At 71.5% G+C, this 17,229-nt stretch carries 16 protein-coding genes; 6 read left to right on the top strand and 10 right to left on the bottom strand.

Annotated features, from left to right (window positions below; genetic code table 11):
- Positions 1-5: 5 nt before the first annotated feature.
- From GA0074696_RS28865 to GA0074696_RS28855, 3 genes are all read right to left on the bottom strand, one after another.
- Entirely contained in the window at positions 6-1,949 is a 1,944-nt protein-coding gene (locus GA0074696_RS28865) for an ABC transporter ATP-binding protein (protein WP_088964874.1), read from the bottom strand.
- 125 nt (positions 1,950-2,074) lie between these two features.
- Positions 2,075-3,808 (bottom strand): ABC transporter ATP-binding protein, encoded by a 1,734-nt coding sequence (locus tag GA0074696_RS28860; RefSeq protein WP_088964000.1) that lies wholly within the window; start codon positions 3,806-3,808, stop codon positions 2,075-2,077.
- A complete protein-coding gene (locus GA0074696_RS28855) occupies positions 3,802-4,323 on the bottom strand; it encodes a MarR family winged helix-turn-helix transcriptional regulator (protein WP_088963999.1) in 522 nt (173 codons plus the stop codon). The genes GA0074696_RS28860 and GA0074696_RS28855 overlap by 7 nt, the downstream gene beginning before the upstream one ends.
- A gap of 91 nt (positions 4,324-4,414) precedes the next feature.
- Between GA0074696_RS28855 and GA0074696_RS28850 the strand changes: the two genes are divergently transcribed.
- The gene (locus tag GA0074696_RS28850; protein WP_088964873.1) at positions 4,415-4,960 is read left to right on the top strand and encodes a TetR/AcrR family transcriptional regulator; all 546 of its coding nucleotides are present in this window, start codon (positions 4,415-4,417) and stop codon (positions 4,958-4,960) included.
- A 114-nt stretch (positions 4,961-5,074) separates the two neighbouring features.
- Here GA0074696_RS28850 and GA0074696_RS28845 read toward each other — a convergent pair whose 3' ends face one another.
- The gene (locus GA0074696_RS28845; RefSeq protein WP_088963998.1) at positions 5,075-6,514 is read right to left on the bottom strand and encodes a GuaB1 family IMP dehydrogenase-related protein; all 1,440 of its coding nucleotides are present in this window, start codon (positions 6,512-6,514) and stop codon (positions 5,075-5,077) included.
- Positions 6,515-6,672: 158 nt separating this feature from the next.
- The gene (locus tag GA0074696_RS28840) at positions 6,673-8,424 is read right to left on the bottom strand and encodes an acetyl/propionyl/methylcrotonyl-CoA carboxylase subunit alpha (RefSeq protein ID WP_088963997.1); all 1,752 of its coding nucleotides are present in this window, start codon (positions 8,422-8,424) and stop codon (positions 6,673-6,675) included.
- 148 nt (positions 8,425-8,572) lie between these two features.
- On the opposite strand from GA0074696_RS28840, the gene GA0074696_RS28835 reads away from it, so the two are divergent.
- The 4 genes from GA0074696_RS28835 to GA0074696_RS28820 all read left to right on the top strand — a co-directional run bounded on the left by GA0074696_RS28835 (position 8,573) and on the right by GA0074696_RS28820 (position 12,402).
- On the top strand, positions 8,573-9,181 hold the full coding sequence (locus tag GA0074696_RS28835) for a PadR family transcriptional regulator (RefSeq protein ID WP_088963996.1): 609 nt from the start codon (positions 8,573-8,575) through the stop codon (positions 9,179-9,181).
- Between the two features lie 125 nt (positions 9,182-9,306).
- On the top strand, positions 9,307-10,266 hold the full coding sequence (locus GA0074696_RS28830; protein WP_088963995.1) for an ATP-binding cassette domain-containing protein: 960 nt from the start codon (positions 9,307-9,309) through the stop codon (positions 10,264-10,266).
- Positions 10,267-10,289: 23 nt separating this feature from the next.
- Entirely contained in the window at positions 10,290-11,045 is a 756-nt protein-coding gene (locus GA0074696_RS28825) for an ABC transporter permease (protein ID WP_088963994.1), read from the top strand.
- 58 nt (positions 11,046-11,103) lie between these two features.
- Positions 11,104-12,402 (top strand): MFS transporter, encoded by a 1,299-nt coding sequence (locus GA0074696_RS28820; RefSeq protein WP_088963993.1) that lies wholly within the window; start codon positions 11,104-11,106, stop codon positions 12,400-12,402.
- 142 nt (positions 12,403-12,544) lie between these two features.
- Here the strand turns inward: GA0074696_RS28820 and GA0074696_RS28815 are convergent, their stop codons facing one another.
- From GA0074696_RS28815 to mycP, 3 genes are read right to left on the bottom strand one after another with little or no spacing between them, the layout of a single operon-like run.
- Positions 12,545-13,198, bottom strand: a complete 654-nt coding sequence (locus GA0074696_RS28815; protein WP_088963992.1) for an O-methyltransferase — start codon at positions 13,196-13,198, stop codon at positions 12,545-12,547.
- A gap of 9 nt (positions 13,199-13,207) precedes the next feature.
- The gene (locus tag GA0074696_RS28810) at positions 13,208-13,864 is read right to left on the bottom strand and encodes a Maf family protein (protein ID WP_088963991.1); all 657 of its coding nucleotides are present in this window, start codon (positions 13,862-13,864) and stop codon (positions 13,208-13,210) included.
- A 10-nt stretch (positions 13,865-13,874) separates the two neighbouring features.
- Entirely contained in the window at positions 13,875-15,023 is a 1,149-nt protein-coding gene (gene mycP, locus GA0074696_RS28805; RefSeq protein ID WP_088963990.1) for a type VII secretion-associated serine protease mycosin, read from the bottom strand.
- Positions 15,024-15,800: 777 nt separating this feature from the next.
- Between mycP and GA0074696_RS32465 the strand changes: the two genes are divergently transcribed.
- Positions 15,801-16,052, top strand: a complete 252-nt coding sequence (locus tag GA0074696_RS32465) for a hypothetical protein (RefSeq protein ID WP_157746136.1) — start codon at positions 15,801-15,803, stop codon at positions 16,050-16,052.
- A gap of 355 nt (positions 16,053-16,407) precedes the next feature.
- On the opposite strand, the gene GA0074696_RS28795 is transcribed toward GA0074696_RS32465, so the two are convergent.
- Positions 16,408-16,860 carry a hypothetical protein gene (locus GA0074696_RS28795; protein ID WP_088963988.1) on the bottom strand — a complete coding sequence of 151 codons (453 nt, stop codon included), beginning with the start codon at positions 16,858-16,860 and terminating at the stop codon, positions 16,408-16,410.
- A 127-nt stretch (positions 16,861-16,987) separates the two neighbouring features.
- Positions 16,988-17,200 (bottom strand): acyl-CoA carboxylase subunit epsilon, encoded by a 213-nt coding sequence (locus GA0074696_RS28790; protein WP_088963987.1) that lies wholly within the window; start codon positions 17,198-17,200, stop codon positions 16,988-16,990.
- Positions 17,201-17,229 lie beyond the last annotated feature (29 nt).

Genomic DNA, 17,229 nt, shown 5'->3' with positions numbered 1-17,229 from the left:
GCCGGTCATGAGGAGAGCGCCCCCTGGACCGACGGGGTCCGGGGGGCCGCCCCGTCGTCCTCGTCGTCCACCAGCGCGCCGACGAACTGCGACCGGTAGAGCCGGTGGTACGCCCCCTTCGCGGCGAGCAGCTGCTCGTGGGTGCCCTGCTCGACGATCCGGCCCTGCTCCATCATCAGGATCAGGTCGGCGTCGCGGATGGTGGAGAGCCGGTGCGCGATGACGAAGCTGGTCCGGTCCGAGCGCAGCGCCGCCATCGCCCGCTGGAGCAGCACCTCCGTGCGGGTGTCCACCGAGCTGGTGGCCTCGTCCAGGATCAGCAGCGACGGCTCGGCCAGGAACGCCCGGGCGATCGTGATGAGCTGCTTCTCGCCGGCGCTGACGTTGCTGCCCTCCTCGTCGATGACGGTGTCGTACCCGTCCGGGAGGCTGCGCACGAAGCGGTCCACGAAGGTGGCCCGGGCGGCGGCCAGGATCTCCTCCTCGGTGGCGTCCGGGCGGCCGTAGGCGATGTTGTCCCGGATGGTGCCCCCGAACAGCCAGGTGTCCTGGAGCACCATGCCGATCCGGCTGCGCAGCTCGTCCCGGGGCATGCTGGTGATGTCCAGCCCGTCGAGGGTGATCCAGCCCGCGTCCAGCTCGTAGAAGCGCATGATCAGATTGACCAGGGTGGTCTTGCCGGCGCCGGTCGGGCCGACGATAGCCACGGTGTGACCCGGCTCGGCGACCAGCGACAGGTCGTCGATCAGCGGCTTCTCCGGCTCGTACCGGAAGGAGACGTGTGCGAACTCGACCCGGCCGGTGACCCGGGGCGGTGCAACCCTGTCCTGGCTCTGCTCCTCGGCGTCGAGCACCGCGAAGACCCGCTCGGCGGAGGCCACCCCGGACTGGAGCAGGTTCGCCATCGAGGCGATCTGGGTGAGCGGCTGGGTGAACTGCCGGGAGTACTGGATGAACGCCTGCACGTCGCCGAGGCTCATCGTCCCGGTGGCCACCCGCAGCCCGCCGACCACGGCGATCGCGACGTAGCTGAGGTTCCCGACGAACATCATCGCCGGCATGATGATCCCGGAGATGAACTGAGCCCCGAAGCTGGCTCGGAACAGCTCCTCGTTCTTCGCGTGGAAGGCGGCTTCCACCTCGCGCTGCCGACCGAAGACCTTGACCAGCTCGTGACCGGTGTACGCCTCCTCGATCTGGCCGTTCAGCTCACCGGTGTGCCGCCACTGGGCGATGAACCTGCCTTGCGACCGTTTGGCGATCCGCTGGGTGACGATCACCGACAGCGGCACCGCGACCAGGGCGACCAGCGCCAGCAGCGGCGAGATCCAGACCATCATCGCCAGCACGCCGATCACGGTCAGCAGCGAGGTGAGCAGCTGGCTGAGCGTCTGCGACAGGGTCTGCGAGATGTTGTCGATGTCGTTGGTGACCCGGCTGAGCAGTTCGCCCCGGGGCTGCCGATCGAAGTAGGGCAGGGGCAGCCGGTGGAGCTTCTCCTCCACCTCGGCACGCAGCCGCAGCACGGTTCGCTGCACCACCCCGTTGAGCAGCCAGCCCTGCCACCAGATCAGCACACTGGCCGCCAGGTAGAGCGCCAGGGCCAGGACGAGCACCCGGCCGAGGGCGGTGAAGTCGATCCCGGCGCCCGGCACCACGTCCATCCGGGCGAGCATGTCGGCGTAGTTGTCGTTGCCGGCGGCCCGGGCCGCTGCCGCGGCCTGCTCCGTGGTCGTCCCGGCGGGCAACTGCCGACCGAGCACCCCGCTGAAGATCAGGTCGGTGGCGTGGCCGAGGAGCTTCGGCCCGATGACGCTGAGCCCGATGCTCGCCACGGCGAGCGTGATCACCGCGGCCAGCTGGAGCCGGTGCGGCCGCAGCCGGCCGAGCAGCCGCCGGGCCGACGGACCGAAGTTCATCGACTTCTCGGCCGGCATCGCGGCGCCCATCCACGGCGGACCGCCGCGCTGGCCGCCGGGGGGCAGCCGCTTCGGCGTCCGCGCCTCCGGGACCTTCTGCCCGGGTACGGGCGCCCGGCCGTCACCGGCCTGCGTGGTCCGCTCGTCTGGCTTGCTCACGCCGGCACCTCCGCCGTCTGTTGGGACGCGACGATCTCGGCGTACGTCGGGCAGCTCTCCAGCAGTTCCTCGTGTCGTCCCCGGCCGACGACGCCGCCGTCCTCGAGCACGATGATCTGGTCGGCGTCGATGATCGTGGAGACCCGCTGGGCCACGATCACCACGGCCGCGTCCGCGGTGACCGGCCGCAGCGCCGCCCGCAGCCGGGCGTCGGTGCCGAGGTCGAGCGCCGAGAACGAGTCGTCGAAGAGGTAGATCTCCGGCTGGCGGACCAGCGCCCGGGCGATCGCCAGCCGCTGCCGCTGACCGCCGGAGACGTTCGTGCCGCCCTGGGCGATCGGGGCGTCCAGCCCGCCCGGCATCTCGGTCACGAAGTCCCGCGCCTGGGCGATCTCCAGCGCCCGCCACAGCTCCTCGTCGGTGGCGTCCGGGTTGCCGTACCGGAGGTTGCTGGCGACCGTTCCGCTGAAGAGGTACGGCCGCTGCGGCACCAGCCCGATCCGGCGCCACACCTCGTTCGGTTCCAGCAGCCGCACGTCCACCCCGTCGACCAGCACCGCGCCGGCGGTCGGGTCGACCAGCCGGGGGATCAGGGTGAGCAGGGTGGTCTTGCCGGCGCCGGTGGACCCGATGATGGCGGTGGTCCGGCCCGGCTCGGCCCGGAACGAGATGTCGTGCAGCACCGGAGCACTCGCCCCGGGGTACTGGAAGGCGACCCGGCGAAGCTCCAGCTCCGCGCGCCTGGTCATCGCGATCAGCGGATCGGCCGGCGGCACCACCGACGACTCGGTGTCCAGCACCTCGACGATCCGCTCGGCGCACACCGCCGCGCGGGGCACCATCATCAGCATGAAGGTGGCCATCATGACGGCCATCAGGATCTGCATCAGGTACTGCAGGAACGCGGTCAGCGCGCCGATCTGCATCTGGCCGGCGTCGACCCGCTGCGCGCCGAACCAGAGCACCGCGACGCTGGAGACGTTGAGCACCAGCATGATCACCGGGAAGATCAGGGCCATCAGTCGGCCGACCCGCAGCGCCGTCGCGGTGAGGTCGGCGTTGGCGACGCCGAACCGGTCCGTCTCGTACGGCTCGCGGACGAACGCCCGGATCACCCGGATGCCGGTGATCTGCTCGCGCAGCACCCGGTTGACCGTGTCGATCCGGGTCTGCATCTGACGGAATCCCGGCACCATCCGCCGCACGACCAGCCCCAGCGCGATCGCCAGCACCGGCACGCAGACCAGCATCAGCCGGGAGAGCGCGAGGTCCTCCCGCAGCGCCATCACCACCCCGCCGACGCACATGATCGGCGCGGCGACCAGCATGGTGCAGCTCATCAGCACGAGCATCTGCACCTGCTGGACGTCGTTGGTGTTGCGGGTGATCAGCGACGGCGCGCCGAACCGGGCGACCTCGCGGGCCGAGAAGCGGTTGACGTGCCCGAAGATGGCCGCGCGTACGTCCCGCCCGAACCCCATCGCGGTCCGCGCGCCCAGGTACACCGCGGCGATCGAGCAGACGATCTGGAGCAGGCTGACCACCAGCATCCAGCCGCCCGTACGCATGATCTGGGCGGTGTCGCCGAGGGCGACACCCCGGTCGATGATGTCGGCGTTGAGGCTCGGCAGGTAGAGCGAGGCCATCGTGCCGACGAACTGGAGCAGCACCACCCCGGCCAGCGGCCGGCGGTACGGGCGCAGGTGATCGCGCAGTAGGCGGATCAGCACGGGCGGCCTCCGGGTCTCGCCTCGTCGGATTCCTGGTCTGCCGGGTTCAACCTGGTGTCCTCCCCGTCGGACATGGTCACAATCAACTCGGTCAGGAACTCGCGGATCACCGCCTTCTTCGCCGGGTCGGCGTCGACGGAGGTCAGCGGGGTGTCGCTGTGGATCAGGTCGAAGAGGGCCCGCACGTGCTCGCGTCCCTTGTCGGTCAGGGCGAGCTGCACCGTACGGCGGTCGGTGCCCGCCCGGTGGCGCTCGACGAAGCCGTCGCGCTCCAGGGTGTCGACGATCCCGGTGAGGGTGGCGGGCCGGACGAAGGAGCGTTCGGCGACGTCCCGGTGGGTGGTCTCGCCGGTGCGGGACAGGATGAACAGCACCCGCATCCCGGCGGTCGTGAGGCCGTGGTGCTCGGACAGGTAGCGACCCCAGTGCTGGTCGACCAGGTGGCCGGCGACCGAGACCAGCCGCCCCATCGGCGCGTTACGCAGCAGGTCCGGGAAGCGGGCCAGGGGTTCCATGTGCACGGCGCTGAGGTTAGCCCCCGGATCGTCAGGGGCCAAACTAATATCCGACATTGCATCTTGTCGTTGGCAAGTTATGCTGCCCGGCATGACGACGCGCGGTTACCACCACGGCGACCTGCGCCGGGCCCTGCTCGACGCGGCGGTCCAGGCCATCGAGGAGTCCGGGCCGGCCGCGCTGAGCCTGCGGGACCTGGCCCGCCGCGCCGGCGTGTCGCACGCCGCCCCGGCCCACCACTTCGGTGACAAGGCCGGGTTGCTGACCGTGCTCGCCGTCGAGGGGTACGACCGCCTCGCCGACGAGCTGGGCGGGGCCGGCGACGACCTGCTGGAGGTCGGGGTGGCGTACGTCCGGTTCGCCGTCGAGCACCGGGCGCACTTCGAGGTGATGTTCCAGCCGGACCTCTACCGGGGCGACGACGCCGAGGTGCGGGCCGCCCGGGACCGGGCCCGCGCCGTGCTGCGCGGCGGACTGGCCGCCCTGCCCGCCGCCGCCCCCGACCGGGACGCCCTGGCCGCCTGGTCGATCGTGCACGGGTTCGCCACCCTCTGGCTGGCCGGCGCCCTGCCGCCCGAGGCCGGCCGGGACCCGGAGGGGACCGCCCGCGCGGTGATCCGCCGCCTCTTCGAGTGACCGCGGCCGCCGCCCGGGATGATCCACGCCGGTTGCGGCGAGTCGCGGTGTCCCGCCACCCGGACACCGCGACCCGCCGCGAACGAGGTCAACCGCCCGCGTCGGGCGGGGTGGTCACCAGCTGGTGGGCAGCGGCATGCCCTCGGTGTAGCCGGCGGCGCTCTGCACGCCGACCAGCGCGCGGTCGTGGAACTCGTCCAGGTTGCGGGCGCCCGCGTAGGTGAAGGCGCTGCGCACCCCGGCGATGATCTCGTCGATGAGATCCTCGACGCCGGGCCGGGTCGGGTCCAGGTACATCCGGGCCGAGGAGATGCCCTCCTCGAAGACCGCCTTGCGGGCCCGGTCGAAGGCGCTGTCCTCGGCGGTACGCGCGCTGACCGCCCGCGCCGAGGCCATGCCGAAGCTCTCCTTGTAACGCCGGCCGTCCGGCTCGGTGTAGAGGTCGCCGGGGGACTCGTAGGTGCCGGCGAACCACGACCCGATCATCACGTTCGACGCCCCGGCGGCGAGCGCCAGTGCCACGTCCCGGGGGTGCCGCACGCCGCCGTCCGCCCAGACGTGCCGGCCCAGCGCCCGGGCCGCCGCCGCGCAGTCGAGCACGGCGGAGAACTGCGGCCGGCCCACGCCGGTCATCATCCGGGTGGTGCACATGGCACCCGGACCGACGCCGACCTTGACGATGTCGGCCCCCGCCTCCACCAGGTCGCGTACGCCCTCGGCGGTGACCACGTTGCCCGCCGCGACCGGCACCGCGGGGTCGAGCTTGCGTACCGCCCGCAGCGCGGAGATCATCCGCTCCTGGTGTCCGTGTGCGGTGTCCACCACCAGGGTGTCCACCCCGGCGGCCAGCAGCGCCTCGGCCTTGCGGGTCACGTCGCCGTTGATGCCGACGGCGGCGGCGATGCGCAGCCGGCCCCGGTCGTCCACGGCCGGCCGGTAGAGGGTGGCGCGCAGCGCACCCTGCCGGGTCAGCACGCCGATCAGCCGGCCGTCGGCGTCCACCACCGGGGCCAGCCGGCGCCGCCCGGCCGACAGCCGATCGAAGCCGGTACGCGGGTCCGCGTCCGCCGGCACGGTGTGCAGCTCGGTCGACATCACGTGCCGCAGCTGGGCGAAGCGGTCCACGCCGACGGTGTCCGCCTCGGTGACCACGCCGAGCGGGCGGCTCGCCTCGTCGACCACGATCACCGCGCCGTGCGACCGCTTCGGCAGCAGGTGGATGGCGTCACCGACGGTGTCGGTCGGGCCCAGCGTGATGGGCGTGTCGTGCACCAGGTGCCGCTGCTTGACCCAGGCGACGACGTTGGCGACCACCTCGATCGGGATGTCCTGCGGGATGACCGCGATCGCGCCGCGCCGGGCGACGGTCTCCGCCATCCGGCGGCCGGACACCGCCGTCATGTTGGAGACCACCAGCGGGATGGTGGTGCCCGTGCCGTCGCCGGTGGCCAGGTCGACGTCGAGTCGCGAGCCCACCTCGGAGCGGGCCGGCGCCATGAAGACGTCGTTGTAGGTCAGGTCGTGCGCGGGGACCGCGCCATGAAGGAACCGCACCCGGCCATCATTCCTGCTCGCGGCCGCATCCGCCGCCGCTGGTGGCCCAAACCACCCCCGCCGCGCCGCCGCCCGCCGCCGGCGAGCGACGGTACGGCCGGTGGTCCGGGGCGGCCGATGCCCACCCCGGGAGCCGGGGAGCGGCCGAGCCGACCGGCTCAGGCGATGGTGCAGATCGCCGCGCCGGCGGTGATCACCGCGCCGACCTCGGCCGACAGCCCGCTGACCGTACCGGCCTTGTGGGCGTGCAGCGGCTGCTCCATCTTCATCGCCTCCAGCACCACCACCAGGTCGCCCTCGGCGACGGTGTCCCCGTCCGCCACCGCGATCTTGACGATGGTGCCCTGCATCGGGGAGGCGAGCGCGTCGCCGCTGACCGTCGCGCCGGCCTTGGCGCCGCCGCCCCGGCGGGCCGGCTTGCGGGCGGCGGGCGCGGCGCTGGTCGTACCCGCGCCGAGGCCGGCGGGGAGGCTGACCTCCAGCCGCTTGCCCGCCACCTCGACCACGACGGTCTCGCGACCGGCCGGCGCCTCGGCGGCGCCGGCGGCGGCGGTGAACGGCGGCACGGTGTTGTCGAACTCGGTCTCGATCCACCGGGTGTGCACGGTGAACGGCTCGGTGGTGAACGCCTCGTCCCGGACGACCAGCCGGTGGAACGGCAGCGCGGTCGCCATGCCCTCGACGACCATCTCGTCCAGCGCCCGGCGGGCCCGCTCGATCGCCTCGGCCCGGGTCTCGCCGGTGATGATGACCTTGGCGAGCAGCGAGTCGAAGTTGCCGCCGATCACGTGGCCGGCCGAGATGCCGGTGTCCACCCGCACGCCCGGCCCGGTCGGCAGGCGCAGGGCGGTGATGGTGCCCGGGGCGGGCAGGAAGTTGCGGCCCGGGTCCTCGCCGTTGATCCGGAACTCGATGGAGTGCCCGCGCGGGGTCGGGTCCTCGGAGAACCGCAGCTTCTCGCCGTCGGCGATCCGGAACTGCTCGCGGACCAGGTCGACGCCGGCGGTCTCCTCGGTGACCGGGTGCTCGACCTGGAGCCGGGTGTTGACCTCCAGGAAGGAGATGGTGCCGTCCACGCCGACCAGGTACTCCACGGTGCCGGCGCCGTGGTAGCCGGCCTCCCGGCAGATCGCCTTGGCGCTCTCGTGGATCTGGGTGCGCTGCGCGGGGGTGAGGAACGGCGCCGGGGCCTCCTCGACCAGCTTCTGGTGCCGGCGCTGCAGCGAGCAGTCCCGGGTGCCGACCACGATCACGTTGCCGTGCTGGTCGGCGAGGACCTGCGCCTCGACGTGCCGCGGCTTGTCCAGGTACCGCTCGACGAAGCACTCGCCCCGACCGAACGCGGCGACCGCCTCGCGGGTGGCCGACTCGAACAGGTGCGGGATCTCCTCCATGTTGCGGGCCACCTTGAGGCCGCGCCCGCCGCCGCCGAAGGCCGCCTTGATCGCGACCGGCAGGCCGTGGTCGACGGCGAACGCCATCACCTCGTCGGCGTTGCCGACCGGGTCCGGGGTGCCGGGGACCAGGGGCGCGCCGGCGCGCTGGGCGATGTGCCGGGCGGTCACCTTGTCGCCGAGGTCGCGGATCGCCTGCGGGGTGGGGCCGATCCAGGTCAGCCCGGCGTCGATGACGGCCTGGGCGAAGTCGGCGTTCTCGGAGAGGAAGCCGTAGCCGGGGTGCACGGCGTCGGCGCCGGACCGGGCGGCGACGTCGATCAGCTTGTCGATCCGCAGGTACGTCTCGGCCGCGGTGTCGCCGCCGAGGGCGTACGCCTCGTCCGCCAACGTGGCGTGCAGGGCGTCCCGGTCGGAGTCCGCGTAGACGGCGACGCTGCCCAGGCCGGCGTCGCGGCAGGCGCGGATGACGCGGACGGCGATCTCGCCGCGGTTGGCGATGAGTACCTTGCGCACCTTGAAGGCTCCTCCCGGGAGGTCGTTGACCGGGAGTGTATCGGTCACTCTGATGGCCCTAACGATCGCTCAGTGTGGGATGGCGCACTGTTCCGGCCGCGCCCTAGTCAAACTTGTTTATTACGCTTGTCCGGTGTCTGCGACTCGGATGATGATTCTCGGCCTGGTCCGGTGGATGCAACCGGTACACGGCTACGACGTGCGCCGCGAGCTGCTGAGCTGGAACGCCGACCGGTGGGCCAACGTGCAACCCGGATCGATCTACCACGCCCTGCGCAAGCTGACCGAGGAGGGGCTGCTGCGCGAGGTGGCGACCGAGCAGGTCGGCGCCCGTCCGGTCCGCACCACCTACGAGGTGACGCCGAAGGGGGAGGACGAGTTCGAGACGCTGCTGCGCGGGCTGTGGTGGCAGGTGCACGAGACGGCGGACCCGTTCGTCGCGGCGTTCTCGTTCCTGCCCGCGATGCCGCGCGAGGAGGCCGCCGCCGCGCTGCGGAACCGGGCGAACCTGCTGCGCGCCGGTGTCGAGTCGATGCGTGCCTCGTTGGACTCCGACTGGATGCGCAACACCAAGCCGGTGCATGTGGCCTGGATGTTCGAGTTGTGGGCGGCCCGCGCCGAGGCGGAGGTGGCCTGGTGCGACCGGATCGCCGAGCGGATCGAGTCCGGGATGTCGTACCTGCCTGCTGGACTCGCCGGGGCGGAGGGCTGGTCGGGGTGGACCGACGGCGCCGCGCCTCGCGACATGAACACGTAATAATCAACGTTGACCACAAGAGCTATATCGCGTTAGCCTTCTCGCGCACCACGGGGGAGCGTGCCGTCCGGCGGCCCCGGGGGACAGGCGGCCGGCACGTCCGGCCCGGACGACCAGGAGCAGACATGATCGAGACCAGGGGGCTGCGGAAGTCGTTCCGCTCCCGCGCCGGTCGGGAGACGAAGACGGTCGACGCCGTACGGGGGGTGAACCTCCAGGTCGCCGAGGGCGAGATCTTCGGCTTCCTCGGCCCCAACGGCGCCGGCAAGACCACCACCCTGCGGATGCTCGCCACGCTCATCGAGCCCGACGGCGGTGAGGCCACCATCGCCGGCGCCGACCTGCGCAAGGACCCGGCCGAGGTGCGCCGCCGGATCGGCTACGTCGCCCAGGGCGGCAGCACCTGGGACGAGTCCACCGCCCGCGAGGAACTGGTGCTGCACGCCCGCATGTACGGCATCGCCAAGGCCGAGGCGCACCGCCGCGCCACCCGCGCCCTCGACGCCTTCCAGCTCACCGAGTACGCCGACCGCAAGTGCAAGACGTACTCCGGCGGTCAGCGGCGCCGGGTGGAGATCGCCCTCGGCATCATCCACGAGCCGAAGATCGTCTTCCTGGACGAGCCGACCACCGGCCTCGACCCGCAGAGCCGCGCGCACATGTGGGACGAGATCCGCCGGCTGCGTACCGAGGGCATGACCGTCTTCATCACCACCCACTACCTCGACGAGGCGGACGCGCTCTGCGACCGGATCGCGATCATGGATCACGGCGAGGTGGTCGCCGAGGGGACCCCGGCCGAGCTGAAGCGGGAGATCTCCGGCGACGTGGTGCTGGTCGGCCTCGACGTGGCCAGCACGCCGCAGGCCGCGCAGCTGCTCGACGGCGAGGAGTTCGTCAACAAGCTGGAGACCGCCGACGAGGGCGGCCTGCGCCTCTACGTCGACGAGGGGGCCACCGCCATCCCGCAGATCCTCCGCCGGCTCGACGCCGCCGGGCTCACGCTCTCGTCGATCGAGCTGCACCGCCCCAGCCTCGACGACGTCTTCCTCACCAAGACCGGCCGCTCGCTGCGCGAGTCCTGAGCATCCACCACAGGAGAATCGTCATGAAACTCGCCCGCGACACCTGGCTCATCTTCCAGCGCCAGATCCAGCTGCTGCTGCGCAACCCGGTCTGGGTCTTCGTCGGTGTCTTCCAGCCGGTGATGTACCTGCTGCTCTTCGCCCCGCTGCTCAAGCCGGCCCTGAACGCGCCCACCCAGGCCGCCGCCTACAAGATCTTCGTACCCGGCCTGCTGGTGCTGCTGGCCATCTTCGGCGGCCTGTTCCAGGGCTTCGGCCTGATCGCCGAGCTGCGCGCCGGGGTCATCGAACGCTCCCGGGTCACCCCGGTCAGCCGGCTGGCCCTGCTGCTCGGCCGCTCCCTGCGCGACGTGGTCTCGCTGCTCGTGCAGGCGGTCATCATCACCCTGCTCGCGCTCCTGTTCGACCTGCGCGTCTTCATCGGCGACCTGCTGCTGGCGTACCTGATGCTCGCCCTGATCGCGCTGATGACCTCGGCCGTCTCCTACGGTGTCGCGCTCAAGGTCAAGAGCGAGGACGCGCTCGCCCCGCTGATGAACACCGTCGCCCAGCCGGTGCTGCTGCTCTCCGGCATCCTGCTGCCGCTCACCTTCGCCCCCGGCTGGCTGCAGGGCATCGCCGACTGGAACCCGTTCTCCTGGGCGGTCGACGGCACCCGCGCGCTCTTCGCCGGGGACCTGGGCAACGACAAGGTCTGGCAGGGGCTGACCATCACCGCGGTCCTCGCGATCGCCGGCGTCATCTGGGCCGCCCGGCAGTTCGCCCGCAGCGTCCGCTGACGAGAGCTGCCTCTCACCCCGGGCGGGGCACCGGCCAGGCGCTTGTAGCGTAAGGCCAGTGCCCCGCCTCACCCATGACAGGACCACCTGGCTGACCTACGCCCAGCTGGGGCTGTGGGGCTTCTTCCTCTACGGGTTCGGCCCCGTCGTACCGCTGCTCCGCGACGAGCAGGGCACCAGCGCCGCCGTCGCCGGCCTGCACAGCACCGCCATCGCCGTCGGCGCGCTGCTCGGCGGGGCGCTCTTCGCCCCGATGGCCCGGCGGATCGGCCGGGCCGCCGCGATCTGGGCCGGGCTGGCCGGGGTCGCCGCCGGCGTCACCGCGTTCGGCCTGCTCCGCCCGCTGCCCGCCACCCTCGCCGCGGTCGCCGTCGTGGCCACCGCCGGCATGATCGTGGTCAGCGGCGTCGCCGTCGTCCTCACCGCCCGGCACGGCCCCGCAGCGCCCGCCGCGCTCACCGAGGCCAACGCCGTCTGCGCCGGCATGGGCATCCTCGCCCCGCTGGTCATCGGCGCCAGCGTCGACGCGGGCTTCGGCTGGCGACCGGTGATGGCCGTCGAGGTCGGGCTGATCGCGCTGGTCGCGCTCGCCGCCCGCCTCTCCCGGGTACGCCCGCCGCAGGCCGCTCCCGCTGCCGCGGCTGCCGCCGACCCCGTCGGGGCGACCGCCTCGGCGGCGGCACCCGCCGATGTGGCCCGGGCCGACGATGTCCCCGTACCTTTCAGCGGCCGTGCCGGTGCGGTCGACCGCACGGCCGGACGGCTGCCCCGGGCGTACTGGATCGCCTGGGTGCTGATGTCGGTCACCGGTTCGATCGAGGTCTGCCTGTCGCTCTGGACCGCCGACGTGCTCCGCTCGCACGCCGGGATGACCGCCGCCTCCGCGTCGGCCGCGGTCGCCGCGATCGTCTGCGGCATGTTCCTCGGCCGGCTGGCCGGCGGTTGGATCGCCCTGCGCTGGCCGCCCGCCCCGCTGCTGTTCGGCGCGCTGACCGTCTCGCTGGCCGGGTTCGCCCTGTTCTGGCTCGCGCCCGTCGGCTGGCTCGCCGTCACCGGCCTGGTGGTGCTGGGGCTCGGCAACGCGCTGCACTACCCCCTCGCGATCTCGATCGCGCTGGCCGTCGCCGGGCCGGCCGCCGACAAGGCGGCCGGCTGGTCCGCGTACTCGATGGGGGTGGGCTTCGGGATCGCGCCGGTGGCGCTCGGCGCGGTGGCCGACGGGGTCGGACCGCACCTGGCCTTCCTGCTGCTGCCGGGCTTCATCGCCGCCGCCCTGCTGCTGACCGTGCGACTCGGCCGCGCCCTGCGCGCCGCCCCGACGGACGACGACCGCGCCCCGGCCCTGGTCGGTGCCTGAACCGCCGCCGGCAGCCACCGCGGTTTGCGGTGTGGCGCGGTGTGACGTGCGCGGTTTGCGGGTGGCGCGGAGTGGCGCGGCGCGGTTTGCGGTGTGTCGCGGCGTCGAGCCGCCGGGAGACCGCGACACGCCGCAAGGTGGGTCAGTGGACCCGGGCGAGGGTGACGCCGTCGGCGATGGAAAGCATGACCGCCTCGACGCGCACGTCGGCCAGCACCTCGTCGTTGAACGCGGCGATCGCCCGGTCGTCGGCGTTCTGCGGGGCGAGCACCCGCCCCCCGCGCAGCGTGTTGTCGACCGCGATGACCGCACCCGGACGCATCCGAGGCACCAGCTCGTCCCAGTAGACCGGGTAGCCCGTCTTGTCCGCGTCGATGAAGGCGAAGTCCAGGTGCCGCTCCTGGGGCAGCTCACGCAGCGTCTCCGCGGCCGGGCCGATGCGCAGCTCGATCCGGTCGGCGACGCCCGCGCGCTCCCAGTACCGCCGGGCGACGCCGGTGTACTCCTCGGAAATGTCGAAGCAGGTCAGCCGGCCGTCCTCGGGCAGCCCCCGGGCGATCGCGAGGGAGGAGAGCCCGGTGAAGGTGCCCACCTCCACCGCCTGCCGCACGCCGAGCAGCCGGGTGAGGAAGGTCAGGAACGCGGCCTGCTCCGGCGCCACCTGCATCGTCGCCTGATCGGGGAGGGCGGCCAGCGTCTCCTCGGCCAGGTCGCGGATGATCTCGTCCGGCGGCGAGCCGTGGGCGACGAGATAGTCGTGCAGTTCCGGAGTCAGCGGCAACGGCTTGGTGGTCATGAACGGACGTTAGCCGAGATGCTCGACCTCCTGGCCCCCCGGCGCGACCTTCGTCCAGAGGTCCGTGATGCTCAGCTCCAACTCGCCGAGGAGTCGGCGCAGCAGCGGCAGGGACAGCCCCACCACCGTGCCCGGGTCACCCTCGATGCCGGTCAGGAACGCCCCACCCAACCCGTCGATGGTGAACGCCCCGGCCACCGCCAGCGGCTCGCCCGTCGCCACGTACGCGGCGATCTCCTCGTCGCTGATGTCGGCGAAGTGCACGACCGTCGACGCGACCGCCTCCGCCCGCGCCTCGTGCGTCACGTCGATCAGGCAGTGCCCGGTGTGCAACACCCCGCTACGCCCGCGCATCCGCCGCCAGCGGTCCGTGGCGTCGGCGGCGTCCGCCGGCTTGCCCAGGATCTCCCCGTCGAAGCCCAGCACCGAGTCGCAGCCGAGCACCAGCGTCCGCTCGTCGGGGGTGGCGCGCAGCCGGTCGAGCACCGCGAGCGCCTTGAGGCGGGCAAGCTCCAGGCAGAGATCCTCCGCCCGGTCGGCGACCACCTGGGACTCGTCGACGCCGCTCACCAGCACGTCGGGTTCGATCCCCGCGGCCTGGAGGAGCTTGCGACGGGCGGGACTCTGGCTGGCGAGCACGAGGCGCAGTGGCAGGGAGTTCGGCACGGTTCCGACGCTACCGGCTGATCCTCGGTGGCGGGTCGTCGGCACGTCGGCGGCGTCGCCAGAGCAGGTAGCTGCCGCACGCTGCCACGATTGCGCCCAAGGTGGCGAGTCCACGCGCCGTCGCCCCGTCTCCGCTGTCGCTGCTGGGGCTGGCCGCTGCCGTGGTCAGGCTGCTGCCGGAGGGTGCGCTCGGCGCGGTTGATTCGAACCCGAGTGGCGGTACCTCTGCCGTCAGGGCAGCTACCAGGTTGATGACTCCATACCCATATTCGTCATCCCGGCCAGGCGGTCCCTTGTCGACGGCGGTGGCCGTGAGGCGGTGTGCCACTTCCTGCGCCGGAAGATAGGGGTACTTGGACCGGATCAGAGCAGCAGCCCCCGCGACGATAGCGGTGGCGTCCGAAGTGCCGGTGCCCTTGCGGTACTTGCCGTCGATGCTGGTGCTGTAAATCTCGACGGCAGGAGCAACGACATCGATTTCAGGCCCGTCTACCGACACGGTCGCGTGGTTGCCGCTTCTATCTACTCCGCCTACTGCGATGACACCAGGATAGGCGGCGGGGAAGCCCACTTGGCGTTCCCTTGGTCGATTCCCCGCTCCAGCAACCACGAGGACGTTTGCTCTGAGTGCGGTCTCGACGGCCTTGTGTAATCTTATGTCTGGTCCACCGACAGAGGAAATGCTAATTATTTCCGCCCCGTGGGCAACCGAATACTCGATCCCGGCCGCCAAATCATCGCTGTTGCCCTGCTCGTTAATTCGCTTAACGCGCACCGGCAGAATCTTCGCCTTGGGTGCGATTCCGAGCGCGCCAAGGTCATCGTTGCCGTGAGCGGCGATCAATCCTGCCATGCCCGTGCCGTGACTGTCCTGATCTTGACGGCCGTCCCCGTCTCCGCCTGAAAAGATGTCGGCGCCAGGCAAAACGTTGCCGATCAGGTCCGGATGGGGAGCGACGCCAGTGTCAGGCACTGCCACCACCACGCCCTCGCCTTGACTAATTCTTTGAACTTTCGACACGTCCAAGTAGCGCAGGTGCCACTGATCGCCACGGACGCGGTCAGCGCCCTGCGACTCCTTCGCATGGAGTGGCGCAGCGGTTAACAATGTCGAGGAGAGGGCGAATATTGTGAGCAAGACTCGTGCAGATGGGCCCATCAACGACCAAATCCGATGGCGGGTCCAGGGTCGATTGGCCCGTCCTCTGGCGGACGGACTATCGGATCTACTCCCTCGTCCGTCTCCCAAGGATGATCGGGATCCCAGCGGCGCGACTCACCTTCTACTGTTTCTCGGCGGCTCGGTCGTCCCATTGATGTACCCGCCCCAGGACCGCTAGCCATGCCCGGAGCGCCTCCCATTGGGGAAAGCCCAAGGGCGCTACCTACATGATTCGCCCGTGCGCCTCCGGGCCGTGAGCCTGCTGCGCCTGACGGCGCAGTTCCTGCCCCGCCTCCTCCGATCACGCCCCCAAGCGGATTGATACGGCGAGGCGGAGTGGTCCCGCCAGGCTGGCCCAACGCCATCCCAGGCGTGCCGCCGATCATGCCGCCCGGCGGCATTGGCCGGGCCAGGCTGCTGTTGCCGCCACTAATCCCGCTGCGGCCTGCTGGACCCGGCTGCCCTCGCAACGGGTTGGGCAATCCGTTACGACCCGGCGTTCCTGGGAGCGGTGGCAAGGACGGAGGGAGTCCCACGTTGGGGGTCATCCCCTGGGTCGTTGAAGGCGTCATGCCATGCGCTGCTGGGCTAGCTGGCGTTGGGGCAAGCCCAGTTCCGGCCCCGCCAAGGAGCGGGCCTGAGTTAGGTGCTGTCGGCGCTGGCACTGCTCGTACTGGGTTCTCAGCTCGGGTGATCCTGGAAACAGGAGTCGAGGGTGAGATGGGCACCGGCACAATTGGCGGAATGACGGGTGCAGAAAGATTAGAGGCGTAAATGTCGGGGTTGTTCTGGTCCACTCCTGGCGAGGGCTTTGGCCGCGGAGGAGGCTGGCGGAGCATCACCTGGGCCTGCTGGAGTTCGCTGCTCAGCCCGTACATGATTCCCCGGGCCTTGGTGTTCAGCTGCTCCAACTCCACGTCCGTCACCGGCGGATCGACGACCCGGCTGCCCGCCGCCGCCTTCGGATCCGCCAGCGTCGCCTCGTACGACCGCTTCTGCTGCAGCTTCGTCGAGTACTGCTCGTAGAGGTTCTTCAGCTCGGGCCGGGCGCTGTCGATGGCGCGGGTGGCGGCGGCGAGCGCGTCGTGGTTGGCGGCGGCGGCGTCGTGGGTGTGCTGGACCCGGTCGATGAGCTGGTCGAGTTCGCCCAGGTACGCCCGCGCGGCCGCGTTGGTCTCCGGGGGCCAGGCCTCGGCCAGGCCGCGCCGGTATTCGTGCAGCCGCCGCAGGTGGTTCATCGCGAGGTCGCAGACCTTGCGCCAGCCGGCGACCTGCTTCCAGTGCCCCTGGGTTTCGTGGTCCTGGACGCAGGCCCACATGCTGAGTACGTCCATCAGTTGCCAGTCGGTCAGGCCGGACGTCCGGCCGCTGCCCCTGTCGATCACGGCAGCACCACCGGCCCGCCGTTCGGGCCGGTGGGGTCGGGCAGCCGGGACCGGCCACCGGACATGGTGGAGTACGGATTGGCGAGCGCCGCCTGCACGTCGGCGACCCGGGCTGAGGCGAAGGCGTCGGCGCCCTGGTAGTCGGAGGCGATCCGCCCGGCCGCCGAGGCCAGGTGGCCGGTGGCTTCGCCCAGGTCGTGCACCATGTTCGCCGTGGCCCGCTGGGTCTCCCAGTGGGCGTGCAGGAACTGCACCAGCTCGACGAAGGCGTCGCACGGGTTGGGCACGGCGGCTCTCATGTCGTCGGCGATGTACGACAGGTGTGGCGCGTAGTTGCGTTCGACCTCGGCCTGGAGCCGGTCGGCGAACTCGCTCATCTGGCGGATGTCGGCCTCGATGCCGCCGTAGTCGCGCAGCCAGGAAGCTGGGCGGTCCTCCTCAGGGATCATCGATCCTCCCTATCCGTCACGGCCCCGTTTCCCTGAGTGAGGTTAATGGGTGCGGAGCGATCTCGGCAGTCCTGAGGACATCACCGTGGCTACGCCCCAGCTCAGTCCGGTCGGATTGGCGGGAGGGTCAGCGGGGGAGGCCGGAGGCGCGCCACGCGTCGGGTCCGGCGGAGGGCGCCGCGACGGTCGGTCGGGCGCTGCGCGCCCAGACGGACGTGGTCACCGGCGCGGGCGCGGCGGCCGGACGGGACCGGACGACGATCGCACCCACCAGCGCGGCCAACTCGTCGGCGGTCGGGACGCCCCGGACGACTCGGAACAGCGGCTCTTCGGCAGACATGGCGTCAGCGTACGCGTCGCGAACTTGAC

This window comes from Micromonospora purpureochromogenes (assembly GCF_900091515.1).
Taxonomy (GTDB): Bacteria; Actinomycetota; Actinomycetes; order Mycobacteriales; family Micromonosporaceae; genus Micromonospora; species Micromonospora purpureochromogenes.
The sequence above is the reverse complement of the archived record's forward strand: the minus strand, read 5'-3'. Positions and strand labels throughout refer to the sequence as shown.

Coding starts and splice junctions, on each gene's coding strand:
- GA0074696_RS28795 (WP_088963988.1), bottom strand. CDS start 16,860: ATGATCCCTGAGGAGGACCGCCCAGCTTCCTGGCTGCGCGACTACGGC.
- GA0074696_RS28835 (WP_088963996.1), top strand. CDS start 8,573: ATGATGATTCTCGGCCTGGTCCGGTGGATGCAACCGGTACACGGCTAC.
- GA0074696_RS28815 (WP_088963992.1), bottom strand. CDS start 13,198: ATGACCACCAAGCCGTTGCCGCTGACTCCGGAACTGCACGACTATCTC.
- mycP (WP_088963990.1), bottom strand. CDS start 15,023: ATGGGCCCATCTGCACGAGTCTTGCTCACAATATTCGCCCTCTCCTCG.
- GA0074696_RS28825 (WP_088963994.1), top strand. CDS start 10,290: ATGAAACTCGCCCGCGACACCTGGCTCATCTTCCAGCGCCAGATCCAG.
- GA0074696_RS28865 (WP_088964874.1), bottom strand. CDS start 1,949: ATGGGCGCCGCGATGCCGGCCGAGAAGTCGATGAACTTCGGTCCGTCG.
- GA0074696_RS28855 (WP_088963999.1), bottom strand. CDS start 4,323: ATGGAACCCCTGGCCCGCTTCCCGGACCTGCTGCGTAACGCGCCGATG.
- GA0074696_RS28830 (WP_088963995.1), top strand. CDS start 9,307: ATGATCGAGACCAGGGGGCTGCGGAAGTCGTTCCGCTCCCGCGCCGGT.
- GA0074696_RS28850 (WP_088964873.1), top strand. CDS start 4,415: ATGACGACGCGCGGTTACCACCACGGCGACCTGCGCCGGGCCCTGCTC.
- GA0074696_RS32465 (WP_157746136.1), top strand. CDS start 15,801: ATGTCGGGGTTGTTCTGGTCCACTCCTGGCGAGGGCTTTGGCCGCGGA.
- GA0074696_RS28790 (WP_088963987.1), bottom strand. CDS start 17,200: ATGTCTGCCGAAGAGCCGCTGTTCCGAGTCGTCCGGGGCGTCCCGACC.